20 protein-coding genes are annotated in these 24,554 nt (G+C 62.0%); 8 read left to right on the top strand and 12 right to left on the bottom strand.

Annotated features, from left to right (window positions below; genetic code table 11):
• Window positions 1-104: 104 nt before the first annotated feature.
• The 3 genes from ATY75_RS10830 (at window position 105) to ATY75_RS10820 (ending at window position 2,493) form a co-directional block, all read left to right on the top strand.
• The gene (locus ATY75_RS10830; RefSeq protein ID WP_064840758.1) at window positions 105-593 is read left to right on the top strand and encodes a CYTH domain-containing protein; all 489 of its coding nucleotides are present in this window, start codon (window positions 105-107) and stop codon (window positions 591-593) included.
• Window positions 571-1,479 (top strand): CHAD domain-containing protein, encoded by a 909-nt coding sequence (locus ATY75_RS10825; RefSeq protein ID WP_088937544.1) that lies wholly within the window; start codon window positions 571-573, stop codon window positions 1,477-1,479. The genes ATY75_RS10830 and ATY75_RS10825 overlap by 23 nt, the downstream gene beginning before the upstream one ends.
• 84 nt (window positions 1,480-1,563) lie before the next feature.
• Window positions 1,564-2,493, top strand: coding sequence for a rhodanese-related sulfurtransferase (locus ATY75_RS10820; protein WP_088937745.1), 930 nt, complete (start codon window positions 1,564-1,566; stop codon window positions 2,491-2,493).
• 42 nt (window positions 2,494-2,535) lie between these two features.
• Here the strand turns inward: ATY75_RS10820 and ATY75_RS10815 are convergent, their stop codons facing one another.
• On the bottom strand, window positions 2,536-4,746 hold the full coding sequence (locus ATY75_RS10815) for an EAL domain-containing protein (RefSeq protein WP_088937543.1): 2,211 nt from the start codon (window positions 4,744-4,746) through the stop codon (window positions 2,536-2,538).
• Between the two features lie 178 nt (window positions 4,747-4,924).
• The gene (locus ATY75_RS10810) at window positions 4,925-6,298 is read right to left on the bottom strand and encodes a GH1 family beta-glucosidase (RefSeq protein ID WP_065092524.1); all 1,374 of its coding nucleotides are present in this window, start codon (window positions 6,296-6,298) and stop codon (window positions 4,925-4,927) included.
• Window positions 6,299-6,560: 262 nt separating this feature from the next.
• On the opposite strand from ATY75_RS10810, the gene ATY75_RS10805 reads away from it, so the two are divergent.
• Window positions 6,561-6,965 carry a DoxX family protein gene (locus ATY75_RS10805; protein ID WP_088937542.1) on the top strand — a complete coding sequence of 135 codons (405 nt, stop codon included), beginning with the start codon at window positions 6,561-6,563 and terminating at the stop codon, window positions 6,963-6,965.
• A 76-nt stretch (window positions 6,966-7,041) separates the two neighbouring features.
• On the opposite strand, the gene ATY75_RS10800 is transcribed toward ATY75_RS10805, so the two are convergent.
• The 5 genes from ATY75_RS10800 to ATY75_RS10780 form a co-directional block, all read right to left on the bottom strand.
• Entirely contained in the window at window positions 7,042-8,229 is a 1,188-nt protein-coding gene (locus tag ATY75_RS10800) for a Gfo/Idh/MocA family oxidoreductase (RefSeq protein ID WP_088937541.1), read from the bottom strand.
• Between the two features lie 192 nt (window positions 8,230-8,421).
• A complete protein-coding gene (locus ATY75_RS10795) occupies window positions 8,422-9,477 on the bottom strand; it encodes a sugar phosphate isomerase/epimerase (protein ID WP_088937540.1) in 1,056 nt (351 codons plus the stop codon).
• Between the two features lie 248 nt (window positions 9,478-9,725).
• On the bottom strand, window positions 9,726-10,673 hold the full coding sequence (locus tag ATY75_RS10790) for a substrate-binding domain-containing protein (RefSeq protein ID WP_064840765.1): 948 nt from the start codon (window positions 10,671-10,673) through the stop codon (window positions 9,726-9,728).
• Between the two features lie 113 nt (window positions 10,674-10,786).
• Window positions 10,787-11,791 (bottom strand): ABC transporter permease, encoded by a 1,005-nt coding sequence (locus ATY75_RS10785; protein ID WP_064840766.1) that lies wholly within the window; start codon window positions 11,789-11,791, stop codon window positions 10,787-10,789.
• Between the two features lie 59 nt (window positions 11,792-11,850).
• The gene (locus tag ATY75_RS10780; RefSeq protein WP_064840767.1) at window positions 11,851-13,377 is read right to left on the bottom strand and encodes a sugar ABC transporter ATP-binding protein; all 1,527 of its coding nucleotides are present in this window, start codon (window positions 13,375-13,377) and stop codon (window positions 11,851-11,853) included.
• Window positions 13,378-13,545: 168 nt separating this feature from the next.
• Here ATY75_RS10780 and ATY75_RS10775 point away from each other — a divergent pair, with 168 nt between their 5' ends.
• The gene (locus tag ATY75_RS10775; protein ID WP_064840768.1) at window positions 13,546-14,577 is read left to right on the top strand and encodes a LacI family DNA-binding transcriptional regulator; all 1,032 of its coding nucleotides are present in this window, start codon (window positions 13,546-13,548) and stop codon (window positions 14,575-14,577) included.
• Between the two features lie 75 nt (window positions 14,578-14,652).
• On the opposite strand, the gene xylA is transcribed toward ATY75_RS10775, so the two are convergent.
• From xylA to ATY75_RS10750, 5 genes are all read right to left on the bottom strand, one after another.
• A complete protein-coding gene (gene xylA / locus ATY75_RS10770) occupies window positions 14,653-15,963 on the bottom strand; it encodes a xylose isomerase (RefSeq protein ID WP_088937539.1) in 1,311 nt (436 codons plus the stop codon).
• 204 nt (window positions 15,964-16,167) lie between these two features.
• Complete coding sequence (gene xylB / locus ATY75_RS10765) at window positions 16,168-17,622, bottom strand: xylulokinase (RefSeq protein ID WP_088937538.1); 1,455 nt, start codon at window positions 17,620-17,622, stop codon at window positions 16,168-16,170.
• 19 nt (window positions 17,623-17,641) lie between these two features.
• On the bottom strand, window positions 17,642-18,664 hold the full coding sequence (locus ATY75_RS10760) for a LacI family DNA-binding transcriptional regulator (protein WP_088937537.1): 1,023 nt from the start codon (window positions 18,662-18,664) through the stop codon (window positions 17,642-17,644).
• A 206-nt stretch (window positions 18,665-18,870) separates the two neighbouring features.
• Window positions 18,871-20,469: a DHA2 family efflux MFS transporter permease subunit gene (locus ATY75_RS10755; RefSeq protein ID WP_064840772.1), complete on the bottom strand. Its 1,599-nt coding sequence runs from the start codon at window positions 20,467-20,469 to the stop codon at window positions 18,871-18,873.
• Window positions 20,470-20,496: 27 nt separating this feature from the next.
• Window positions 20,497-21,711, bottom strand: a complete 1,215-nt coding sequence (locus ATY75_RS10750) for an HlyD family secretion protein (protein ID WP_088937536.1) — start codon at window positions 21,709-21,711, stop codon at window positions 20,497-20,499.
• Between the two features lie 151 nt (window positions 21,712-21,862).
• Between ATY75_RS10750 and ATY75_RS10745 the strand changes: the two genes are divergently transcribed.
• The 3 genes from ATY75_RS10745 (at window position 21,863) to ATY75_RS10735 (ending at window position 24,450) form a co-directional block, all read left to right on the top strand.
• Window positions 21,863-22,543, top strand: coding sequence for a TetR/AcrR family transcriptional regulator (locus ATY75_RS10745; protein WP_088937535.1), 681 nt, complete (start codon window positions 21,863-21,865; stop codon window positions 22,541-22,543).
• A 104-nt stretch (window positions 22,544-22,647) separates the two neighbouring features.
• Window positions 22,648-23,487: an AraC family transcriptional regulator gene (locus ATY75_RS10740; RefSeq protein ID WP_088937534.1), complete on the top strand. Its 840-nt coding sequence runs from the start codon at window positions 22,648-22,650 to the stop codon at window positions 23,485-23,487.
• Window positions 23,488-23,700: 213 nt separating this feature from the next.
• On the top strand, window positions 23,701-24,450 hold the full coding sequence (locus tag ATY75_RS10735) for a TerC family protein (RefSeq protein ID WP_088937533.1): 750 nt from the start codon (window positions 23,701-23,703) through the stop codon (window positions 24,448-24,450).
• The last annotated feature ends 104 nt before the right edge of the window (window positions 24,451-24,554 follow it).

Raw genomic sequence — 24,554 nt, 5'->3', positions numbered from 1 at the left:
CGGCGGAACCTTGTCGAGGCAAAACCAATTCACATGACAAGATGGGTAGGAAATCCATGGGAATTGGGCTACCGTGACCCGATCGTCACAAAAGGTTCACCGATATGGCGAAAGAGATCGAGCGGAAGTTTCTCGTACGCAGCGATGGATGGCGCTCCGCCGTCGAGACCAAGTCTGTCCTGAGACAGGGTTACATCGCCTCGATGGACGATCGTTCCGTCCGGGTACGCACCCTCGACGGCAGAAAAGCGAGACTGACGATCAAGATCGGCCGCAGCGCCATCACCCGCGACGAATTCGAATACGACATCCCTGTGGCCGATGCCGAGGAACTATTGCAGAACGCGATCGGCATCGTCATCGAGAAGACGCGCTACCGCGTTCCGCATGAAGGTTTCGTCTGGGAGGTCGACGTCTTTGCCGGCGAGCATCGCGGGTTGGTGATTGCCGAAGTCGAGATGATGGCGGAAACCGACAATCCAGCTCTGCCCGCCTGGCTCGGCCGCGAAGTGACCGGCGATTTCCGCTATTCCAACCAAGCCCTTGCCACCGAATACGGGCACGACAGGCATGGCCTATCGCATTCGGCCTGACGCCGATTTCACCAGGGAGTTCCGCAGCGTCGCGACCGAGCAACTGGAACGCGCCATCGCGGTTCTCGAGGAGCGGCCGGACGGCACGCACGAGGCGATCCATTCCTTCCGCAAGAATCTGAAGCGACTGCGCTCGCTTTACCGGCTCGTCGCCCGTGAGGTGCCGGATTTCCAGGACTGCGAAAATGCCAGGCTACGCGATGCCGCACGCTCCCTTTCGGCGATCCGCGACGCCAACGCCCTGATCGGCACCGCGCAATATCTGCAGCAATCGGCCCGCGACCCGGAGGAGAGCGAGGCGCTCGGCCGCATCGTCGCCATTCTCGAAGGACGCCGTGATTGGATGGTGGACGCCGAAAGCGGCCTGGAACAGCGGCTGGCGGAAACCTCGGACGTTTTGAAGGAGGCGATCGCCGCCGTGGATGCCGTCTCATTTAGCGGCGGCCACCGCAAGAATGCCCGCAAGCTCGCAAAGAGCTGGCGCCGCACCGCACGAAGGGCCAAGGCAGCGCTTGCGGCCTGCCACGGCGAGGCATCGGCCGACGATTTCCACAATCTGCGCAAACGCACCTACGACTACCGGCTTTATCACGGCCTTTTAGAAGATATCTGGCCGGGCGCGATGAAGGCCAAACGCGATGCGGCCAAGGAACTGGTCGAGGATCTCGGCCATATCCACGATCTTGCCGTGCTCTCCGAACTGGTCGAGGCCGAGCCGCAGCTCTTCACCCGCAACGACGACCTGGCCCACCTGCTCGACGCCATCATCTTCCGCCAGCAGGAGGATCGGCGGCAAGCGCTTGTCAACGCCGAAACCGTCTTTGCCGACGATCCCGACGAGGAAGCGCAGCGCATCGAGCTTCTCTGGCTGACAGCCGGCAGTTGAGATGTGGCCTAATCGCTCGCCCGTCCAGGCCGCCCACCGGTGAAGGCAATTGCGCGAACCGCCGATTTTCTGTATTTCCGCCGCATGACCGACAGCCTGACACACACCGGCCCGTTCCTCGTGGCCGCACTCTACCATTTCGCTTCGGTGCCGCGCTTTGCCAGCCTGCAAGGCCCGCTGCAGGCGCTGTGCGAGGAGAACGGCGTCAAGGGAACGCTGCTTCTGGCGCATGAAGGCATCAACGGCACGATCGCCGGCCCGGACGCCGGCATTGGTGCCGTGCTTTCCTTGCTGCGCGCCCAGCCGGAATTTGCGGGGCTCGAGCATAAGGAGAGCCGCGCCTCGAAAATGCCCTTCCTGCGCATGAAGGTGAAGCTGAAAAAGGAAATCGTCACCATGGGCGTCGAGGATATCGACCCCAACAAGGTGGTCGGCACCTATGTGGCGCCTCAGGACTGGAACGCGCTGATCTCGGATCCCGATACGATCGTCATCGACACCCGCAACGATTACGAAACGGCGATCGGCACTTTCCGCGGCGCGCTCGACCCGAAGACGAAGACCTTCCGCGAATTTCCCGATTGGGTGCGCCAGAATTCCGACCTGCACAACAAGCCCAGGATCGCCATGTACTGCACCGGCGGCATACGCTGCGAGAAGGCCACCGCTTTCATGAAGGCCGAGGGCTTCGACGAGGTCTATCATCTGAAGGGCGGCATCCTGAAATATCTCGAGGAAGTGCCGCAGGAGGAAAGTCTCTGGGACGGCGCCTGTTTCGTTTTCGACGAGCGCGTCTCCGTCGAGCACGGGCTGAAGGAAGGCGAACACAGGCTGTGCCATGCCTGCCGCAACCCGATCACTTCAGAGGAAATCACCTCGCCGCTCTACGAGGAAGGCGTTTCCTGCAGCCATTGCTACCACTCGCGCACGGAAGAGGATCGGCTGCGCTACCGTCAGCGGCAGCACCAGATCGCCCTCGCCCGGAAACGCGGCCAACGGCATATCGGCAGCTGAGAGATCCTTTCCGGATCAGACGTATTTGCAGGTATCTGCCCGTCAGGCTGCGCCGAGACGGCGCCGGCTTGGCTCGGCTGCATGCCGCTCGTGCAGCATCTCGGTAATCCGATCGGCCGTCATCGGCTTTCCGAACAGATAACCCTGCAGGCAATCGCAGCCGAAGAGGCGCATGGCGATAGCCTGCTCCTCTGTCTCGATGCCCTCGGCCGTCACCGGAATGTCGAGCGAGCGGGCGAGCGCCACGGTCGCCTGCAGCATCTCGCGTTGGCGCTTGTCCTCGCTGACCCCCATGACCAGCGAGCGGTCGATCTTGATCCGGTCGAAGCCGAACTGCCTGAGATACCCGATCGAGGAGAAGCCGGAGCCGAAATCGTCGAGCGCTACCTTGACCCCCAGCGCCTTCAGCCGTTCGATCGACTGACGGGTGCGCTGCGGATTCTGGATCATGTAACCTTCGGTGATCTCCAGCGTGATGCGGCCGGCTTCGATCTTCGTCTGCTTCAGCACGTAGCGGACATAATCGGCGAAGGCGGGATTGCGGAACTGGCCGGGCGAGACGTTGACCGAGACGTTGAGTTCCGGCCATTGCTTGGCTGTCTCACAGGCCTTGCGCAACACGAACAGCCCGAGCGATTCGATCAGGCCGCTGGTCTCGGCGATCGGGATGAACACCTCGGGTGAGACCGGTCCGTGACCCGGACGGTTCCAGCGTACGAGCGCCTCGACGCCGGTCGGCGCATAGGAGCCCGCATCGATCAGCGGCTGGTAGGCGAGCGTCAGGTCGCCGCTTTCGATGGCGATCCTCAAATCGAGTTCCAGCGCATTGCGCTGCTCCCGATCGGCATCCATCGACGGATCGTAGAGTGTCATGCGCGCGCGGCCGGCTTCCTTCGCCTTGTACATGGCAAGGTCGGAGCGGCGCACCAGCTCCTCGCGCCCGATCGTGCCGGCAGGCGACATGGCGATGCCGATGCTGGCCCCGACGACAACGACGCGACGGCCGATCTCCAGCGGCTCGACGAGAAAATCGAGGATCTGCTCGGAAAGTTGCAGGGCTGCGGCATTCTCGCCGTCCGAGAGAAAGGCGATGGCAAATTCATCGCCGCCGATGCGGGCGAGAACCGCGCCTTGCGGGATGAGCACGTCGAGCCCGGCCGCAACCGCGCGGATCAACTGGTCGCCGGTGCCGTGGCCATAGCTGTCATTGACCTCCTTGAAGCCATCGAGATCGAGATAGAGGAGCAGCACGTTGCGCCTGGACTGGCGCGCCTCGACAACGAAGCGGTCGACGGCAAGCCCGAGACCGTCGCGATTGGATAGTCCGCTCAGCCGGTCACGCAGCGCCTCCTCGCGGGCGCTGTTTTCCTCGGCCTTCAAGCGGCGGCCAGCAAGCCAGCCGATGACCAGCAGCACCACGAAGAACAGCCCGACAAGGCCGAGCGCCTGGATGACCATCGGCCATACCTGGGCATAACTGATGTCGCCAGGCGAACGCGAGGTCCAGACGAGCTTGCCGAGTGTCGCGCCCACGGGATCTACGATCGGCACCAGATAATCAGCCTCGACGCTCGGCGGCGCCAGCTTCAACCCGTTGACGACATAGGTCTGGCCGAGCGCAGCCACCCTGTCATTGTCGAGGTGGCGGGCGAAAACGAGATAGCGGTGCCGGCCGGCGGGCACGTCGAGCGAACCGGATTTTGTCCGCACCAACGCCACGCCGACGGCGGCGATGCCCCTTTTTGTTGTGACGAAACCGACCGCCTGAGGACGATCGGCCGGGCCGGCCGCCTTCACCGTCTCGAGCAGGGTCCACAGCGACGGCGCGAAGTAGTCTTCGAGCGGCTCCTCCATCGGCTTGCCGTCGCGATAGGCCATGATCGGCTTCTTCGCGTCATCAATGACGATCGCCATGTCGAAAAGCGCGCTGTTGACCGACATCTCGCCGTAATTGCTCACCGTCCAGGCCATGCCATCGGGCGCATAGACATTGACGGCGGCGTCGTCCCAGGCGGCGTAGTCGTCGAGCGTTGCGCCAAGTTGGTCCTCGAAGGTCTGCAGCGCCCCGATCGTCGTCTCGCGCGAGCGCTCGTCATCGAGAAGATTGGCATTTTCGGCCACGCGTTCCAGCGCCGTCAACACCATGAAGGTGGCCACCGCGACGATGACCGCGAAGGAAAAAAGCACACCGGTGACGGCGATGTGACGGCCTATTCCCAACCCCTTGCTCTGCGATTTTCCGACGTTCTGCATTACAGCTCCCTGACCGTCCGACTTTGGCAGCCAAGGGTTCAAAAACGTTTAAGCAACCGATTGTTGAAATTTCCGGCAATCTATTTTTGCGCTTGCCGTCAATGCAAAGTTAAAGGCCTGTCGTCCGGGCAGCGGTTCGGGCGACGGGCATTAAAACAAGGAGCGTGTCGATGCCCCGCTAACCCGCCTTGTGATTGCCCTTGGGGAATTGTGCCGCGAGTTCGCTATACCACTTGCCGCTCTTCTTCACCGTACGAACCTGGGTCTGATAATCGACATGGACGAGACCGAAACGCATGCGGTAGCCCTCCGCCCATTCGAAATTGTCCATCAGGCTCCAGGCGAAATAGCCGCGCATGGGATAGCCGTCCCTGATGAGATCGGCCACGACATCGAGATGGTCGCCGAGATAGTCGAGACGCATCGTATCGTCGACCTCGCCGTCGACGACACCGGTGTTCTCGCAGGCGCCGTTCTCGGTGATGTAGCATTCCGGCAATTCGTACCGGCGGTAGAGGTTCTCGACGAGGAGCTTCAACCCCGGCGCATAGATTTCCCAGCCGATATCGGTTTTGACGTCGCTCGCCGGCGGCGCTTTCACCGTCCAGGGGAAATCGCCTTTGCGTTCGGCATCGTCGGCAACCCGCTCGGGCGTGTAGTAATTCAGGCCCCACCAATCGAGCTTCTGGCTGATCAGCGTCATGTCGCCGTCTTCGATAACCGGCATGCGGTCGCCGAGCGCCTCGACGAATTCTGTCGGATATTCGCCCTTGAAGACGGGATCGAAGAAAGCGCCGTTGTGGAACTGATGCGCCCGCTCAGCGGCGGCAAGATCGGCCGGGCTGCCGGAGCCGGGGATGACCGAGGCGGCGTTAAGCACCAGCCCGACGGGCACAGCAGGCGCTTCGGAGCGGATCGCCTCGACTCCGAGACCGTGGGCAAGGTTCATATAATGCATGGCGTGAAGGGCAGCCTGCATATTGCGCTCACCCGGAGCATGGATACCGTAGAGGTGGCTGAGCCAGACGATGCACCACGGCTCGTTGAAGGTTGCGACAGCGTCGAGACGATCGCCGAGACGGTTCATCACCGTCTTGGCATAACGCTGATAGGCGTAAGCGGTCGAGCGCGCCGTCCAGCCGCCGTCGCCGGCAAGCAGCAGCGGCAGGTCCCAGTGATAGAGTGTCGCGAAGGTCTTGATCCCGCGCGCCTTGCAGCCGTCGACCAGCCGGTCGTAGAAATCGAGGCCGGCCTCGTTCACCGGACCGCTGCCGTCGGGGATGATGCGCGGCCAGGCAATCGAGAAGCGGTAGGCGTCGACACCCATCTCCTTGATGAGATCGAGGTCTTGCTCCAGCCGGTTATAGTGGTCGCAGGCGACGTCGCCATTGTCGCGATTATGGACGCGGCCGGGCATGTTGCAGAAGGCGTCCCAAATGGATGGCTTGCGGCCATCGGCTTTGCCGGCGCCTTCGATCTGGAAGGCGGCGGTGGCGACGCCGAAGGTGAAATCGCCGGGAAGGCGGCCTGCAAGCGTTTTCGCATCGATCATCTGTAAACCCCGTCTCAGCGTGAATGGAGCGTTTGAGTTCGGATTTAGCCAAGCCGAAAAGCAAAGTACAGGCCGGGAAGGAGAAAAACTGCAACGTTACAGGAGCGACGCGGAGCGGCGGTGATTGCGCCGTTCCATCACCCTGACTGGCGGCGTTTTCCGCTCTGACTGCCCTCATAACGCGAATGTCAGCAGTCGTGACTTGCCCTCGCACCGGTGATCGCGGACACGTCCGGGACATCGCAAACATGAAAGGAACCCAATGCTGCCTTCGATCCATCTGCTGCAGCCGCATCTGCTGAGCCTGCTGCGCATCGTTTCGTCACTTGTGCTGTTCAGCTACGGAACGCAGAAGATCCTGCATTTTCCGGCGGCGGCCAGCGTGCCGCCCGCGGGCTCGCTCTCCTGGATTGCCGGGCTGATCGAACTCACCCTCGGCTTCCTGGTTCTGGTCGGATTCCAGACCCGGATCGCAGCCTTCGTGCTCTCCGGCCTGATGGCCTTCGCCTATTTCATCGGGCACGCCCCGAAGGGCATCTACCCCGCACAGAACGGCGGCGTCGCGGCCATCCTGTTCTGCTTCGTGTTTCTGTATCTGGTGGCGGCGGGTGCGGGACCGCTCAGCGTCGACAATCTGCTGAAGCGCGACCGCTCTGCTGCAGCCTGATCATCATAGATGGAAAACGCCGAGGCGACTTCGAGCCGCCCCGGCGTTTTTCATTGGGCAATGCCGATCGGTAAATTCAAACCTTGACCCAGGCGCCGTTCTTCTTGGAGGACGCGACGCACGCTTCGACGAAGGCCACGCCCTTCACGCCGTCATCAACGGTGGGGTAGACCACCGCCTTGTCGACGGCCTTGCCCTTCTTGCGGGCATTGATCGCATGCGCGGTTTCCGTGTAAATCGTCGCAAAGGCCTCGAGATAGCCCTCCGGATGTCCCGACGGCACGCGCGTGACGCGGCCGGCGGCCGCGCCCGAACCGGCGCCGCCCCGTGTAATCAGCCGCTTCGGCTCGCCGAATGGCGTGTACCAGAGATAGTTCGGATCCTTCTGGGTCCATTCCAGCCCGCCCTTGCTGCCGTAGACACGCACCATCAGGCCATTTTCATGGCCGGGCGCCACCTGGCTGCACCAGAGCATGCCCTTAGCCGGCTTCTCCGAGCCCTTCGCCTTGAAGCGCAGCATCACATGCGCATTGTCATCCAGCCGTCGGCCGGGAACGAAACTGTCGAGATCGGCGGCCAGGCTGTCGAGTTCCAGTCCCGATATGAAGGCGGCGAGATTATAGGCATGCGTGCCGATATCGCCTGTGGAGCCGCCGACGCCGGATTGGGCCGGATCGGTGCGCCAGGCGGCCTGTTTCTGGCCGGTTTGTTCGACCGCCTCGGTCAGCCAGTCCTGCGGATATTCGGCCTGAACGACTCTTATGTCGCCGAGTTCGCCGTTGGCGATCATCTCACGCGCCTGGCGGACCATCGGATAACCGGTGTAATTATGCGTCAGCACGAAGAGCGCACCGCTCTCGTCGGCGATCTTCTTCAACTTCTTTGCATCGGCAAGGTTCGACGTCAGCGGCTTGTCGCAGATGACATGGATGCCGCGCTTCAGGAATTCCTTGGCCGCGTCGTAGTGCACATGGTTCGGCGTGACGATCGCTACCGCTTCTATACCGTTCTTCAGCTTCGCCTCGCGGATCGCCATTTCACGGTAGCTGGAATAGGTCCGCGATGGATCGAGGCCGAGGTCGCGGCCGGACTGAACCGCCTTGTCAGGCGTCGACGACAGCGCGCCGGCGATGAGATCGTATTGATCGTCGATGCGCGCCGCGATCCGGTGCACCGCGCCGATGAACGCGCCGGCGCCGCCGCCCACCATGCCGAGCCGGATGCGCGGCTCACGGGTCTGTTCGGATGATGCTTCGATTGCCATTGATTCCTCCTGAAATTTAGCCTGGTGCGGATGCGCGCCCCTCATCCGGCTGCCGCCACCTTCTCCCCGCAAGCGGGGCGAAGGGGATATGCCGCAGCGTCTTTTCCGCTCTCAACGTTTGGTCGGGCAAGTCCCCTCTCCCCGTTTACGGGGAGAGGGTTAGGGTGAGGGGCACCCCACCAGATGCCCTGTTTAGGAAAGCCCCAGCATCCGCCGGTTCGCCGCCTGATCGGTGCCGCTGCCGGCGAAATCGTCGAAGGCTTTTTCGGTGACGCGGATGATGTGTGCAGCAACGAACTCGGCCCCTTCGCGGGCGCCGTCTTCCGGATGCTTCAGCGCGCATTCCCATTCGACCACGGCCCAGCCGTCGAAATTATTGGCGGTCATCTTCGAGAACACCGCGCCGAAATCCACCTGACCATCGCCGAGCGAGCGGAAGCGGCCGGCGCGTTCCACCCAGCCCTGATAGCCGCCATAGACGCCCTGGCGCCCACTCGGATTGAACTCCGCATCCTTGACGTGGAACATCTTGATGCGGTCCTTGTAGATGTCGATGTTGTCGAGATAATCGAGGCACTGCAGGACATAGTGCGAGGGATCGTAGAGCATGTTGGCGCGCGGATGGTTCTTCACCCGCTCCAGGAACATCTCGAAGGTGATGCCGTCATGCAGATCTTCACCCGGATGGATCTCGTAGCAGACGTCGATGCCGTTCTCGTCGGCATGGTTGAGAATCGGCGTCCAGCGGCGGGCAAGTTCGTCGAAGGCTGTTTCGACCAGGCCGGCGGGACGCTGCGGCCAAGGATAGATGAACGGCCAGGCGAGCGCGCCGGAAAAGGTCGCATGCGCCTTGAGACCAAGGTTCTTCGATGCCGTCAACGCCATCTTGACCTGCTCGACCGCCCATTCCTGGCGCGCCTTCGGATTGCCGCGCACCTCGGGGGCGGCGAACCCGTCGAAGGCTTCGTCATAGGCCGGGTGAACGGCGACGAGCTGACCCTGCAGATGGGTGGAAAGTTCGGTGATCTCGATGCCGTTTTCGCGGGCCTTGCCAGCGAATTCGTCGCAATAATCCTTGGAGGTCGCAGCCTTCTTCAGATCGATCAACTGACTCGCCCAGGTCGGCACCTGGACACCCTTGTAGCCGATGTCGGCCGCCCATTTGGTGATCGCGTCCCAGGAATTGAAAGGCGCGGCGTCGCCCGCGAACTGGCCAAGGAAAAGGCCGGGGCCCTTGATCGTCTTCATGTCAGATTCCTCCCTGAATATCGACCGTAAACGTTTCTGAAGTGTTGTAGCACGCAATTTGACGGGCGCAAGGCGCCTCCTCGCCCTTACCAGCATTTTGGCGCAAGGCCGGATGCGATGTGGCTGCGAGCTAATCATGATGGGCTTTGGCGGGCAAGAGGTACGTGCAGCATTATCACCTGCACGCTGTATGGGAGCATAAAAATGCGCCCATCCTTTCGAATGGGCGCATGTCGTCAAACGATGGATCAGAACGGAGAATCCGGGAAGTAGAAGTCCTTGGCATTGTCCTTGGTGACGAGCGTCGCGTCGAGGATGTAGCTGCCGTGAACCGGAACCTGATCGTAGAGGGCGGCGGCCGTCAGCTCCATGGCCGTGCCGACCATTGCCGGCGGGTAGAGAACGTCGACCGGGATCATCTTGTCGCCGTCCATGACCTTCTTGACCATGTCCTTGGAACCGGCGCCGGCGACGACATACTTGATGTCGGTGCGCTTGGCCTGCTCGATCGCCTGCAGAACGCCGACCGCCATGTCGTCGTCCTGGCACCACACGACGTCGATCTTCTGGTACTTGGTCAGGTAGTCCTGCATGACCTTGAAGGCATCGTCGCGGTTCCAGTTGCCGTACTGGCGGTCGAGAACCTTGACCTTCGAGCCGGCAATGCCCTTGTCGAAGCCGTCCTGGCGCTGCTGGTCGATCGGAATCGGCAGACCGCGGATGATCACGACTTCGGCGTCCGGCGTGGTGTCCTTGATGTACTTGCCGGCGACTTCGCCGAGAGCCGGGTTGTTGCCGGCGACATAGAGGTCGCGCACGGAATTGTCGTTGCTCGACGGCGCGCGGTCGACGAGAGCGACGAACTTGCCCTTGCCCTTGACCTCCTTGATGGCGTTGACGAGCGGATCGGGATCCGACGGCAGGATGACCAGCGCGTCGATGCCCTGCGTGTCGAGATCCTGCACGGCATTTGCCTGGCTGGCGGCATCCGGCGAGGTCTTGACGATGACGTTGAGACCGGGATGTTCGGCCATCAGCAGCTTGGCGACGCGTTCGGCATGAAAGACCACACCCGACGTCCAGCCGTGGTCGGCGGCCGGAATGGACACGCCGATCGTGAATTTCTTATCCTGGGCGTGAGCGGCGCCGGCGAATGTCACCGCCGCAACCGCCAGGCCCAACATCAATTTACGCATGCTGTTTCCTCCCAATATTCAGGGACTTTTCCATATCGGGACCGGACGCCCTGTAAGCCCGATCAATTTCAAGCCCGATTAATTTCAGGCCGGCCCAAAAGCAGCCGGTCACTTCATGATTTGCGCACCAGCGAGCGCTGCACGAACATGGCGATGATGATGATCGCACCCTGGATGGCGCCGATCAGATACTCGCTGATGAAATTCGAAAGCAGCATGATGTTGCCGACGAGCTCGAGAATGAAGGCGCCGCAGATCGTGCCCCAGACCCTGCCGGCGCCGCCCTTCAGCGCCGTGCCACCAACGACGACCGCCGTGATCGCCTGCAACTCCCACAGGATGCCTGTCGTCGCCGAAGTCGAGCCGAGACGGGGAACATAGAGCAGCACGGCAATGGCGACGCACAGGCCCTGGATTACGAAGGCGATCGTCCGCACACGATTGACCGCGATGCCGGAATAGCGGGCGACGTCGCTGTTTGATCCGACGGCGACGACGTGGCGCCCGTAGCGAGTGCGGTAGAGGATGAAGGCCGCAACCGCCGTCACCGCGAGAATCACCGCAATCGGCACCGGCACGCCGGCGATATTGCCGAAATAAGCCGGACGATAGAGCGTCTGGATATCGGCCGAGCGCAGCGTGATCGCGCCGCCCTGCGATAGCCATGTCGTCAGGCCGCGATAGATGCCCATCGTGCCGAGCGTGGCGATGAAGGGTTCGATCTTGCCCACCGTGGTGATCAGGCCATTCGCCAGGCCGCAAAGCGAGCCGGCGACCATGGTGAAGACGACGGCAACCGTCAGCATCAGCGCCGGGTTCTCGATGGCGCCCGAATTCATCAGCAGGATCATCAGGCTGGCGACGAAGGCCACCATCGAGCCCACCGACAGGTCGAGATCGCCGGCCGAGATCACGAAGGTCGCGCCGACCGCGATAATGGCGATGAAGGCGCTGCGCGTCGCGACATTGGCAAGGTTGGTGATGCCGATGAAATTGGGATTGACCAGGGCTCCGACGATCAGAAGCAGCGCCAGGGCGACGAAAGGCGCGACCGCGCGCAGATCGACATCCCGCCAGGACCGGCGCCGGATTTCCCTGGTCTCCTCGTTGACACTCATTTCCAAAACCAACCTCCCGCCCCATCTTTTTTGGGCATCTTATCTGTTCGCTTCGGCCCTCAGGCCGCCGCCTTCTTCTTCAGCCCGGCGGCGTAACGCATGATCTCCTGCTCGGAGATCTCATCACCTTCGAGCACGCCGACGATATGGCCTTCGCGCATCACCACCACCCGCGTGCAGAGACCGATGACCTCCGGCATCTCCGAGGAGACGACAATGATCGACCGGCCGTCGCGGGCGAGCGCCGAGATGAAATGATAGATCTGTTGCTTGGTGCCGACATCGATGCCGCGCGTCGGCTCGTCGATGATGATGATGTCCGGCTCGGTCTCCATCACCTTGGCGAGCAACAGCTTCTGCTGGTTTCCGCCCGACATCCGGCCGGCGACGATGTTGCCGTCGCGAACCCGGATGTCGAACCGGCGCTTGGCCTTTGTCATGGCGGCCGCCTCGCTGCCGGGGCTGAGATAGCCTCGGCGAGAATGCCTTCCAAGCGACTGCAGCGTCAGATTGGTGATCATGCCCGAGCGCAGCAGCAGCCCCTTCGATTTGCGGTCTTTGGTCATATAGGCAAGCCCGCAGCGATTGGCGGCATGCACGTCGCCGGGAGGAACAGTTTCCCCCTTGATCACAACCTCACCCTCGAGACGCGTCCGCAACCCGGCAATCGCCTCCATCAGCTCGGTGCGGCCGGAGCCGATCATGCCTGAGAAACCGATGATCTCACCCTTGCGCACCTCGAAGCTCGCATCCCTCACATAGCCCGTCGACACCGAGGCGACGCGGAGCACGACCTCCTCGTCGACATCGGGCTCGACCTTGGCGGGATAGAGACTGGACAGTTCGCGACCGACCATCAGCTGGGCGATCGATTCCCCGTCGAGAATGGACGTCGGCGACGTCTTGATCCACTGGCCGTCGCGCAGCACCGTCACCCGATCGGTCAGTTCCATCACTTCGTCGAGCTTGTGCGAGACGAAGACGAAGCTGGTGCCCTGATCGCGCAGCTTGCGAACCTGCCTGAAGAGCATATTGGTCTCTTCCCGCGACAAGACCGCGGTCGGCTCGTCCATGAACACCACCCGCGCGTCGCGGCTGATCGCCTTGGCGATTTCGACCATCTGTTTGTCGGCGATGGAAAGCGTGCTGATCAGCGCATTCTCATCGACATGCGAACCGAGCACGTCGAGAACCTTGCGGGTCTCCGAGCGCATATATTTGCGGTCGAGCACGCCGAAGCGCGTGACTTCGCGCCCGAGGAAGAGGCTCTCGGTCACCGTCAGATGTTCGGCAAGGTTGAATTCCTGGTGAATGATGACGATGCCGAGCGCCTCGGCAGCACCGTTGGGCGGCAGGACGACAGGCTGGCCGTCGAGCAAGATCTCGCCGGAAGTCGGCTGCTCGAAGCCGGACAATATCTTGACGAGCGTGGATTTGCCGGCGCCATTTTCCCCCATCAGCGCATGGATTTCGCCGGCACGGAGATCGAAGTTGACACTGAAGAGGACCTGCACCCCACTGAAGGATTTGCATATGCGCCTTGCGGACAGCACCACGGGTGCAGTGTCGGTAGCCTCCACGGTCATCAGATCCTCCCCAAGCGGTTCTCCGTCCGCTGAACACTTATGTAAACCTTTACATACATCGTGTAAAGGTTTACATCGTTGATTTACACAGATCAGTTGAAGCCCGCCTTTGACCTCTCGACAAGTCTGTGTAGTGTCGCGGCGAAGACAGCCCCAAGGCAGAACTCAGTGTCGAATTCCACGCCCGCTACAATCGAAGACGTCGCCCGGATCGCCGAGGTCTCCATCGCGACGGTGTCCCGGGCAATTCACATGCCGGAGAAGGTCGCCAATTCCACCCGGCTCAAGGTCAACCAGGCGATCGCCATCACCGGTTACACCACCAATGCCATGGCCCGCAGCCTGAGGCTCGGCCGCTCGAACATGATCCTCGTCGTCGCGCCCGATATTGGCGACCCCAATTTCTCCAACATTCTCGTCGGGCTGGAAAACGAGGCACGCGCGCATGGCTACGGCATCCTGATCGGCCATACGCAGAACGACGCCCAGCGCGGCCTCGAATATCTGAAATTCCTGAATTCCAACCAGGCGGCCGGGTTGATCCTGTTCACCGGCATCCTGCCCTTCGGGCATCAGACGATGACGGCGCGGCTGCCACCCAGTGTCGGCGTGTTCGAGCCGGTCTTCAATGGCGGTATTCCCTATGTCGGCGTCGACGATACCGAGGGCGCCAGGAAGGCGGTGGACCTGCTGCTGGCCGAAGGCCATCGCAAGATCGCCTTCATCGGCGATTCGCGCACCCGGCTTGCCTATACCAGACGCCGCATGGGTTATGATGCCGGCCTCGATGCTGCCGGCGTCCCGCCCGATTTGAGAATCGTGCTCGAAGGCGACGGCACGATCGAAAGCGGCCGGCATGCGGTTGAACAGCTTTTCATGCGGGACACGCTTCCCACAGCCTTCATGTGCGTCAACGATCAGACGGCGATCGGCGTCATGGTCGGCCTCGGCGCGCGAGGTTATGACATTCCAAGGGATTTCTCGGTGACCGGTTTCGACGACGTGCCGCAGGCCGTCTTCATATCCCCGCCGCTGACGACGATCCGCCAGCCGCGAACGGCAATCGGCAAACAGGCGATGGCGCTGCTGCTGGAGCTCCTGTCCGATGGCCGGCCGACCGAAACCGAGATCCTGCTGAGGCCGGATCTGGTGGTTCGAAACTCCGTCTCCGCACCGTCGCGCGCCTGGTCGAAGCGCTGAGCCAATAGAGGCTGAGGACTTCCACCCCGGTCGGAAAGAGTTACGCCGGCGGCCGATGGCCGCCGGCGTATTTGATCAGACGTAACGGTTGACGACGTTTTCGAGCAGTTCCTGCTTGCCGGATCTCGGCTGCGGGTTGACGTCCTTGGTCTCGACCCAGCTGGTGATCTCATCCAGCGAATACTCGCCGCGGAACAGCTTCTGCGCCTCGGCGGTTTCCCAGCCGGCATAACGATCGGCGAGCGGCTGCGACAGGGCCTTGTCCTCGATCATCCTGGCTGCGGCCTTCAGGCCGCGGGCGCAGCAATCCATGCCGCCGATATGACCGATCAGTAGATCCGCCGGGTCGAGAGACTGGCGGCGCAGCTTCGAGTCGAAGTTGGTGCCGCCGGTCTTGAAGCCGCCGCCTGCCAGAACGTGATAATAGGCGAGCGCCATTTCCGGAACATTGTTCGGGAACTGGTCGGTATCCCAGCCGGACTGGTAGTCGTTGCGGTTCATGTCGATCGAGCCGAAAATGCCGAGCGCATTGGCAAGCGCCAGCTCATGCTCGAGGGAGTGGCCGGCCAGGATCGCGTGGCCCTGCTCGATATTGAGCTTCACCTCGTTTTCAAGTCCGTGCTTCTTGAGGAAGCCGTAAACGGTCGCGACGTCGTAGTCGTACTGGTGCTTGGTCGGCTCCTGCGGCTTCGGCTCGATCAGGATCGTGCCCTTGTAGCCGATCTTGTGCTTGTATTCGACGACGAGGTTGAGGAAGCGGCCGAGCTGGTCGAGCTCACGGCCGATATCGGTGTTGAGCAGCGTCTCATAACCTTCGCGGCCGCCCCAGAGCACGTAATTCTCACCGCCCAACTTCTGCGTGGCGTCGATGCAGGTCTTCACCGTCGCTGCCGCAAAAGCAAAGACATCGGGATCGGGGTTGGTTGCGGCACCCGACATATAGCGGCGGTGAGAGAACAGGTTCGCCGTGCCCCAGAGCAGCTTGGTGCCGGTCGCGGCCTGCTTCTCGGCAAAGTAATCGACGATCTCGTTGAGGTTTTTGGTGTTCTCAGCGAAATTCTTGCCCTCGGGGCGCACATCGGCGTCATGGAAGCAATAATAGGGCGCGCCGAGCAGCGAGAAGAATTCGAAAGCGACGTCCGCCTTGAGCTTGGCGGCCTTCATCGTGTCCTCGAACCAGGGACGCAGGAAGGTCTGGCCGCCGAAGGGGTCGCCGCCCGGCCAGGTGAAAGTGTGCCAATAGGCCACCGCAAAGCGCAGATGGTCTTCCATGCGCTTGCCCATGACGATTTCATCAGGCTGGTAGTAGCGGAAGGCCAGCGGATTGGTGCTGTCGGGGCCTTCGTATTTTACTTTCTGGATATCGCCGAAAAATCCGGTGCTCATGTTGGTCTCCTTGGGGTTCGTAATTCAGTCTTATCGTTTGTGCCATCCGGCCTCTCATCCGACCCTTCACCCCAGGGGCGAAGGGAACTGAGGCGCCGCCGCGAATCTCTTCTCCCCAGCGGGGGTCCGAAGGACGGGTCGAGACGCGTGGCTCGACCCCGGTCAGTGCCGACAGGCGGATGAGGGGGCCGCCGGCTCCAGTTCTCAATGCGCCAGCGACTTGATCGCCGGATAGAGTGCGCGATAGCGCCTATAGGCATCCTCGTATGCAGCGCTCAGCCCCGACACCGGCTCGATCGTGCCTGAGGTCACCGGCGGCGTGCAGACGGCAATCGGATCGGCCCCCGAAGCGGCGATCAGACCGAGGCGGGCGGCGCCGAAGGCCGCGCCGAAATCGCCGTCGGCCGGCAGGTCGACCGGAACGCCGAGGGCAGTGGCGATCGACGCCAGCCAGTAATGCGAGCGTGAACCGCCGCCGATTGCGGTGACGCGGGAGATGCCGGTGCCGGCCGAGCGCAGCGCTTCGAGATTGTCGCGGATGGCGAAGGCGACGCCTTCGAGCACCGCCTGGGTGAGCACAACGCGGCTGCTTTCATGTTCGAGGCCGATGAAAGCGCCGCGGATGACGGCATCATTGTGCGGCGTGCGCTCGCCGGAGAGATAAGGAAGGAAGGTGACGCCGGTCGGCGCCTTCAGCGTCTCGCCGAGCTCACCGGTGAGATCGGCGGCCGACTTGCCGGTGACGCCGGAATGCCAGTTGAGCGCGTCGGTGGCCGAGAGGATGACGCCCATCTGGTGCCAGGTGTTCGGCAGTGCGTGGCAGAAAGCATGCACGGCGCTTTCCGGCTTCGGCAGATAGGAACCGTTGGCGGCAAAAAGCACGCCCGAGGTGCCGAGCGAGACAAAGGCGGCGCCATCGCTGACGGTCCCCATGCCGCAGGCCGAGGCCGCATTGTCGCCGGCGCCGCCGGCCACGACGACATTGCAGGATATGCCCCATTGCGCCGCAAGTTCGGGCCGCAGCGTACCGGCCTGCTCGGTGCCTTCGACAAGCGCCGGCATCTGCTCCCTGGAAAGATGGGTGGCGGCAAGCAGATCGGACGACCAGGCGCGCTTGCCGGTGTCGAGCCAGGAGGTACCGGCCGAATCCGACATTTCCGAGACATAGTCGCCGGTCAGCCAAAGGCGCAGATAGTCCTTCGGCAAGAGCACCTTGGCGATCCTGGCGAAGACATCGGGCTCATGCTTCTCGACCCAGGCGAGTTTCGGCGCGGTGAAGCCCGGGAAGACGATATTGCCGGTCAGCGCACGGAAGCGCGGATCGGCGTCGAGGACCGCAGCCTCGACGTGGCTGCGCGTGTCGTTCCAGAGGATGCAGGGGCGCAGCACCTTGTCGGCGGCATCGATCAGTGTCGCGCCATGCATCTGGCCGGAGAGACCGATACCCTTGACCGCGGCAAGCTCCTTCGGGTGTTTCGCCTTCAGCCCGGCGACGGCCTCTTCGGTGGCACGTACCCAGTGGGACGGTTCCTGCTCCGACCAACCGGAATGGGGGCGGGAAACGTCGAGCGAACCATTGGCCGAGCCGATGATCGTCTGATCGCCGTCGATCAGCATCGCCTTGACGCCGGAGGTTCCGAGATCGAGACCGAGATACATGGGGTCTTCTCCTTTGCCGTTACGGCAGATTGTCTTTCACAAATATGTCGAGGCGGATGCGCTCCTGCGCGTCGATGACGGCAAGCCCGTCCGCCTTGGCTTTCAATATGCGTATGGCGCTGCGCACCTCATGGCCGGCGTCCTGATTGAGGATCGCATCGATGGTGTTGTCGATGAGCGCCGCGCGCGTGTAGGCGGTCAGTTCGTGGGCAATCACCGTCAGCGTCCGATCGACGGCCTTCTCCTTCAGCGCCCGGATGAGACCGCGATTGCCGGCACCGAGGCTGTAGACGCCGACGATGCCGGCATTCCCGAGCGCATCGACAACGAGCCTATGGGCGACTTCGGGGTCGTCGCGGCCTTCGAGAACCGGCAGGACGGCAAGATCGGGAAATTCCGCGGCCATGACAGAGGCAAAACCTTCCAGCCGCTCGCGATGGTCGCGCACCAGCATGGAGCCGGCAAGCACGGCGATCTCACCCTTTCGCGGCCCGAGAAAGCGGCCGAGCAGACGCGCCGCCGTGCGGCCGGCCGCGATATTGTCGACACCGGCATAATGATGGCGCAGCGACCCGGTGAGATCGGACACCAGGGTGACGATGGGAAAGCGCTCGCGCACCAGCTTGTCGACGACGGCGCGCACCTCAGGCGCATCGGTCGCGACCATCGCGATGCCGCAAGGTCTTTCCCGGGAAAGCCCTTCGAGCACGGCGACCAGGGCGGCCGGATCGAAGGCCGGCACCTCGATGATGCGGATATCGGTGCGCTCGGCCGGCGAGCGCAGCACCGCCTGCCGGATCTCGGCATTCAGCCCATGCATGAAGGAATTGTCGCTGGCCGGCAGGATGAAGACCAGCGGATAGGTGCGCCCCTTGGCAAGATTGGCGGCGGCGACGTCCCTGATATAACCGAGCTCGCGGATTGCGGTCTCGACCTTCGCCCGCGTGACATGGCGCACGCCCGGACGCTGGTTGAGAACCCGGTCGACAGTCGCAAGACTGACCCCGGCAGCGGCGGCGATATCGTGAACAGTTGGCCTCATCATTCCTCCTGACGAGACCCTTAGCGCCAAATTTGATGTACGTAAATCAAAAAATCGAAAAGGCCGATTGGCACACTGTTTTCCAACACGGCCAGCCCGCTTCGGACCGACGACCGAGGATTACACGCTGATGACATAACGGCCGGAAGGCAGCAAGCAAAAAGGCCCTCCGGAGAGGGCCTTTTCAAGGGGCGGCAGGCCGGAGGTCAGTGGCCGCCGCCGCCTCCCCCGCCTTGCGGCGCAGGTTTCTTGATCATGGCGACGCCGAAGATCATCGCAACGAAAAGCCCGGTCAAGATCAGGAAGACGTCGCTGAAGGAGAGGATCACCGCCTGCTTGGTGGCAAGGCCGACCATCTGTTTGATCGCGACCGAAGCGCCATCCATGCCGTAGGTGTTGAAATTGGCGGTCATGTTGTTCATCTGGTCGATCGCCGCCGGATTACCCCAGTCCATATTCTCCCGCAGCCGCTCGTAATGCACGTCCTGGCGGTTGGTGAGCACGGTGTTGATGACCGCAAGGCCGACGGCGCCGCCGAGGTTTCTGGTCAGGTTGAACAGGCCGGACGCGCCGCGGATGCGTGAGGGCGGCATCGTGCCGAGCGCGATATTGTTGATCGGGACCATGCACATCATCAGCCCGAAACCGCGCAGGACCTGCGGAATGAACAGCTCGTAGAAATCCCAATCCGCCGTCAAGTGTATCATGATGTATGTGCCGGCGGCGAAGCTGGCGAAACCGATCACCATCATCAGGCGCAGGTCCATCTTGGTCGACAGCTTGCCGGCGATCGGCGCGGTAAAGAACATCGCCAGCCCGGAGACGAACATCGTCTCGCCGATCATCAGTGAATCATAGCCGCGGATGCGGCCGAGATAGACCGGATAGATATAGGTGAGGCCGTAAAGGCCGATGCCCATGACGAAGGAAAAGATCGAGCCGAAGGAGAAATTCCGGTTCGCAAAGGCCTTGAGATCGACGACGGGGAACTCCACCGTGAAGGCGCGATAGAAGAAGACGATGGCACCAACGAGGGAGGCGACAGCGGCAATGGCGATGGAGCTGTCGTTGAACCAGTCGTTCGAATTGCCCTCTTCGAGCACATATTCCATCGTGCCGAGGAAGACGCCCATCGAGATCAGTCCCCACCAGTCGAACTTCTTGAAGAGCGACAGTTCCGGCTTGTCGAAATCGATGAAGTTCCAGGTGACGATCGTAACGATGATGCCGGGAACGATGTTGACGAGGAACAGCCAGTGCCAGGAGAAGGCGTGGCTGAGATAGCCGCCGACGGTCGGGCCGATGGTCGGCGCCAGCGTCGCGATCAGGCCGATGATCGGCGAAACGATGCTGCGCTTCGACGCCGGGAAGATGGTGAAGGCGGCCGCGAACACCGACGGGATCATGCCGCCGCCGATAAAACCCTGAATGGCGCGGTAGACGATCATCTGGTCGATATTCGTCGCCGTCGCGGCAAGCGCGCTCGCCATAGTGAAACCGGCCGCCGAGATCGCGAAGAGATAACGCGTCGAGATGATGCGCGCCAGCGTGCCCGAAAGCGGGATCATGATCACTTCGGCGATCAGATAGGCCGTCTGCACCCAGCCGACTTCGTCGCTGCCCGCCGAAAGGCCGGCCTGGATTTCGGCGAGCGAGGCCGAAACGATCTGGATGTCGAGGATCGACATGAACATGCCGAGCACCATCGCGAAGAAGGCGATGAGTTTCCTCGGATCCATGCGCTCGTCGGCGTGGGCAGGTACCGCCGGAATCGTCCCCGCTGTTGCTGTCGCGCTTCCGGCCATCGGAGAACCTCCGCCTTGTCTAAGGGCTTACTTGCCCGGCGCCGTACGGGTATCGACGTCGACGACGACGCTGAGACCGGCGCGCAGGCGCCCGCTGTCGAGCGCATCCTGCGGCAACGCGATGCGCACCGGCACGCGCTGGATCACCTTGGTGAAATTGCCCGTCGCATTTTCCGGCGGCAGCAGCGAGAAGACCGAGCCGGACGCCGGCGAGATCGATTCGACAGTGCCGACGACCGGATGGTCGCTATAGGCGTCGACATGGACGTTGACCTTCGAGCCGGCAACCAGATGCTGGATCTGCGTTTCCTTGAAGTTGGCGTCGATATAGAGCTCATGCACCGGCACCAGCGCCATCAGCCGCTGGCCGGGTGAAACGAGATCGCCTTCCTGGACCGAGCGATTGCCGACGATGCCGTCATAGGGTGCCTTGAGCACGGTGAAGGACAGATCGCGGGCGGCCTTGTCGCGCGAGATTTCCAGCGCCCGCACCGAGCCTTCGGCCTCTTTGCGCTGAGCCCGCAGAATGGTGATGTTGGCCTGCGCGGCAGTGATGTTGGCGTCGCCGCCGGCAAGATTGGCCTTGGCCTGGTCGAGCGCGATATTGGCATTGTCGAGATCGGCAGCCGTGCCGACCGACTTCGCCTGCAACTCGCTCTGGCGCTTCTGGGTGATCTCGGCACCGCGAACGGCCGCTTCGAGTGCCACCTTCTGCGCCTGCGCCTGCGCAAGGCTGGCATCGGCGCCTTCGATCTGCGCGTCGATGCGCTGCAGCGAAAGCTGTTCGGTGGCGATCTGGGCCTGCGCCTGATCGAGGGCGTTCTGATAGTCGCCGTTATCAAGCGTGGCGAGCACGTCGCCGGCTTTGACTTCCTGGTTGGCGACCACATTCACCCTAGCGACGTAGCCCGTGACCTTCGGCGAAATCGTTGCGATATCGCCCTCGATATAGGCGTCGTCTGTCGACACCATGAAGCGGCCGTTCGTCCACCATTCGTAGCCATACCAGCCGCCGCCCGCGAGAATGGCGAGCACGACGATCGGCAGCACCGGGCTGCGGCGCTTCTTGGCAGCCGTGGGTGCGGCGACCGAAGCCGGCGCCGATTGCGCAGGCGCAGATGGCTTCTCGCGGACTTCCGCCGTCGGAGCTTCTGCAACGCTTGCGGCTTCAGCCTTTGCCTCTTCGGCTCCGGTATTTTCGCTGACGATCCGCGCGACGTTGCTTTTCTGGTTGCTCGACATGACCACTTTACCGATCTTGGAGTAAATAATCGAACTGAACGGTTCGGTTCAGTTGACTTAAACCTGTTTTACCGTCATATCAAGGTGTATAGAACCAATCGGTTCGATTTCTTTAAAGAAAATACGAAACCGTGAACACGGTTAAGGAAAAATGACGCTGAAACCCGACCATGCCGCCGTCTTCAGCCCTCCCGTTGGCGGAGGCCGGTTTGCTGCGGGCGAAGATCCGGCCAAGCGCCAGCAGATCCTCGCCGGTGCCAAACGCGTCTTTATGAAGATGGGTTTCGACGCCGCCAGCATGAACGACGTGACGCGTGAGGCCGGCGTCTCCAAGGGCACGCTCTATGTCTACTTCACCAACAAGGAAGAATTGTTTTCGGCGATGATCGAGGACGAGCGCGCCGCCTTCGTCGCCGCCGTGCGCACCGCTCTTGCCGAACATGACGATCCTGAAGCCGGCCTGTACGAATTCGGGATAAGCTTCGTCACCCATATGACCGATGAAAAGGTCATCAATGCGATGCGCACCGTTCTCGGCGTGCGCGACCGCATGCCGGTGCTCTGTCAGCGCTTTTTCAAGGGTCCGGTAAACCTGCGCACCATCATGCGCGACTTCCTCGATCGGCATGTCGCCGAAGGCGCGCTGAAGATCGACGACATCGATCTGGCCGCCGGCCAGTTCCTCGATCTCGCCAGCGGCAGTTTCTTCAAGCTCCGTCTGTTCGGAAGCATGGAAGAACCGCCGTCCCGCGAGGAAATCGACCGCGTCATCCGCGGCGCCATCCGCGTCTTCATGGCCGCTTACGGCGCGCGCCGGCACGAGACCGCCTGACCGCATCCTTGACTGCCGCTTCCCGTCGGCTGAAACTCCGCAACAACGATCAAACCCGGCTGCCGGCTTTTCTCTAGAGAAGAAGAGCAACCAGGGGAGTAGGGATGAACGCCATCGCACGGGCTATATGGTTCATAGAGAGCCATTCCGAAAGCGATCTGTCGCTGGAAGAGATATCGGAAGCGGCCGGATTGTCGCGTTATCATCTGTCGCGCGTCTTCGGACTCATCACCGGCCACTCGATCAGCGGTTATCTAAGAGGGCGGCGCCTCAGCCGCGCCGTGCCTGCATTGGTCGGCGGTTCATCCACCATTCTCGAGGTTGCGCTTTGTGCCGGCTACGGCTCGCACGAGGCTTTCACCCGTGCCTTCCGCGACCAGTTCGGCATGACGCCGGATGCGGTGCGCCGGCAGGGACACGCCCGTAACCTTGTCTTGCTGGAGCCGATCAGAATGGACCCCGCCCACCTCAACGACCTCGAACCGCCCCGTTTCGAAATCCTGCCGCCGATGCTCTTGGCCGGTCTTCAGGAGATCTATCCCTATGGCGGCAATGCCGCCATTCCCTCTCTCTGGCAGAAGTTCAATGCCCATTTCGGCCATATATCAGGCCAGAAAGGCAACGTCGCCTATGGCATCTGCACGCATATCGACGGCGAAGCGGAGAAATTCCGCTATATGGCCGCGGTCGAAATTTCCGATGCCGGCGATCTGCCGGCGGATTTTACGACACTCAAGCTACCGGGCCAGCGCTACGTCGTCTTTGCCCATCGCGGCCATGTCTCCGGCATTTCCGCGACGATGAACCGGATTTTCGGCACGTGGTGGCCGACTTCCGGCCTGGAGCACGGCGCCATGCCCGACATGTTCGAACGCTACGACGAGCGCTTCGACCCCTATACCGGCATGGGCGTCACCGAAATCTGGCTGCCCATCAGAGCATGATGCCGAAAAGTGTGACCGGTTTTCGGACGAAATCATGCTCTAACTCTTTAATTTAGAGGATGATTTAAGGCCGGCCCGGCTTTAAATCATCCTGTTCCAGGGAATAAAAGTCACATCAATTTCGTATACCCCCTTGCGGCGCTTGCGTAGCAGGCTGCCGACACTACATTGCGCGCGTCATTCACGCATGTGACGCAAGAGGGATATACGCTGATGCAGGAAATCATGACGCTCATTCAGGATCCGGCCGCCTGGGTGGCGCTCATCACGCTGGTGGTGATGGAAGTCGTTCTCGGGATCGACAACCTGATCTTCATTTCCATTCTCACCAACAAACTGCCGCCCGAGCACCGGGAGAAGGCCCGCAAGATCGGCATCGGTCTGGCGCTCGTCATGCGCCTGGGACTGCTCGGCACCGTCGCCTGGATCGTTCAGCTGACCGAACCGCTGTTTGAGGCCTTCGGCCACGGCTTCTCCTGGAAGGATCTGATCCTGATCGCCGGCGGCCTGTTCCTCGTCTGGAAAGCCACCAAGGAAATTCACCACACCGTCGATCCCGTGGACCATCAGGAGGATTTCATCGCGAAATCCACCACGACCGGCTTCGCATCGGCAATTGGTCAGATCCTGCTGCTCGATCTCGTCTTCTCCGTCGACAGCATCATCACCGCCGTCGGCATGACGCCGCATCTGCCGATCATGGTGATCGCCGTCATCGCCGCCGTCACCGTCATGCTGGTGGCCGCAAACCCGCTTGCCAACTTCATCGAGCGGAACCCGACGATCGTCATGCTGGCGCTCGCCTTCCTGCTGATGATCGGCACGACGCTGATCGCCGAAGGCATGGGCTTCCACGTGCCGAAGGGCTACATCTACGCCGCCATGGCCTTCTCGGCGTTGGTCGAGGTGCTGAACATGTTCGCACGCAATGCCCGCAAGCGGAAACGCGAGAGCGCCCACTGAGACTGAAGCGGGACGGCACGTCGCAACCGGCGCGCCGTCCTCACTGCCCCGGGCCTTGCAGACGTGGTTTTTCTTGACGCGCCCGGTTGAATATGGCCTAAGGC

The sequence above is a fragment of the Rhizobium sp. N122 genome (genome assembly GCF_002211295.1).
Taxonomy (GTDB): domain Bacteria; phylum Pseudomonadota; class Alphaproteobacteria; order Rhizobiales; family Rhizobiaceae; genus Rhizobium.
The sequence above is the reverse complement of the archived record's forward strand: the minus strand, read 5'-3'. Positions and strand labels throughout refer to the sequence as shown.

Excerpts from the sequence above, each read along its gene's own strand:
- ATY75_RS10740 (WP_088937534.1), top strand. The coding sequence starts at position 22,648 with ATGAACGCCATCGCACGGGCTATATGGTTCATAGAGAGCCATTCCGAA.
- ATY75_RS10815 (WP_088937543.1), bottom strand. The coding sequence starts at position 4,746 with ATGCAGAACGTCGGAAAATCGCAGAGCAAGGGGTTGGGAATAGGCCGT.
- ATY75_RS10735 (WP_088937533.1), top strand. The coding sequence starts at position 23,701 with ATGCAGGAAATCATGACGCTCATTCAGGATCCGGCCGCCTGGGTGGCG.
- ATY75_RS10785 (WP_064840766.1), bottom strand. The coding sequence starts at position 11,791 with ATGAGTGTCAACGAGGAGACCAGGGAAATCCGGCGCCGGTCCTGGCGG.
- xylA (WP_088937539.1), bottom strand. The coding sequence starts at position 15,963 with ATGAGCACCGGATTTTTCGGCGATATCCAGAAAGTAAAATACGAAGGC.
- ATY75_RS10795 (WP_088937540.1), bottom strand. The coding sequence starts at position 9,477 with ATGAAGACGATCAAGGGCCCCGGCCTTTTCCTTGGCCAGTTCGCGGGC.
- ATY75_RS10805 (WP_088937542.1), top strand. The coding sequence starts at position 6,561 with ATGCTGCCTTCGATCCATCTGCTGCAGCCGCATCTGCTGAGCCTGCTG.
- ATY75_RS10800 (WP_088937541.1), bottom strand. The coding sequence starts at position 8,229 with ATGGCAATCGAAGCATCATCCGAACAGACCCGTGAGCCGCGCATCCGG.
- ATY75_RS10780 (WP_064840767.1), bottom strand. The coding sequence starts at position 13,377 with ATGACCGTGGAGGCTACCGACACTGCACCCGTGGTGCTGTCCGCAAGG.
- ATY75_RS10825 (WP_088937544.1), top strand. The coding sequence starts at position 571 with ATGGCCTATCGCATTCGGCCTGACGCCGATTTCACCAGGGAGTTCCGC.
- ATY75_RS10745 (WP_088937535.1), top strand. The coding sequence starts at position 21,863 with ATGACGCTGAAACCCGACCATGCCGCCGTCTTCAGCCCTCCCGTTGGC.
- ATY75_RS10755 (WP_064840772.1), bottom strand. The coding sequence starts at position 20,469 with ATGGCCGGAAGCGCGACAGCAACAGCGGGGACGATTCCGGCGGTACCT.
- ATY75_RS10790 (WP_064840765.1), bottom strand. The coding sequence starts at position 10,673 with ATGCGTAAATTGATGTTGGGCCTGGCGGTTGCGGCGGTGACATTCGCC.
- ATY75_RS10750 (WP_088937536.1), bottom strand. The coding sequence starts at position 21,711 with ATGTCGAGCAACCAGAAAAGCAACGTCGCGCGGATCGTCAGCGAAAAT.
- ATY75_RS10760 (WP_088937537.1), bottom strand. The coding sequence starts at position 18,664 with ATGAGGCCAACTGTTCACGATATCGCCGCCGCTGCCGGGGTCAGTCTT.
- ATY75_RS10830 (WP_064840758.1), top strand. The coding sequence starts at position 105 with ATGGCGAAAGAGATCGAGCGGAAGTTTCTCGTACGCAGCGATGGATGG.
- ATY75_RS10810 (WP_065092524.1), bottom strand. The coding sequence starts at position 6,298 with ATGATCGATGCGAAAACGCTTGCAGGCCGCCTTCCCGGCGATTTCACC.
- xylB (WP_088937538.1), bottom strand. The coding sequence starts at position 17,622 with ATGTATCTCGGTCTCGATCTCGGAACCTCCGGCGTCAAGGCGATGCTG.
- ATY75_RS10820 (WP_088937745.1), top strand. The coding sequence starts at position 1,564 with ATGACCGACAGCCTGACACACACCGGCCCGTTCCTCGTGGCCGCACTC.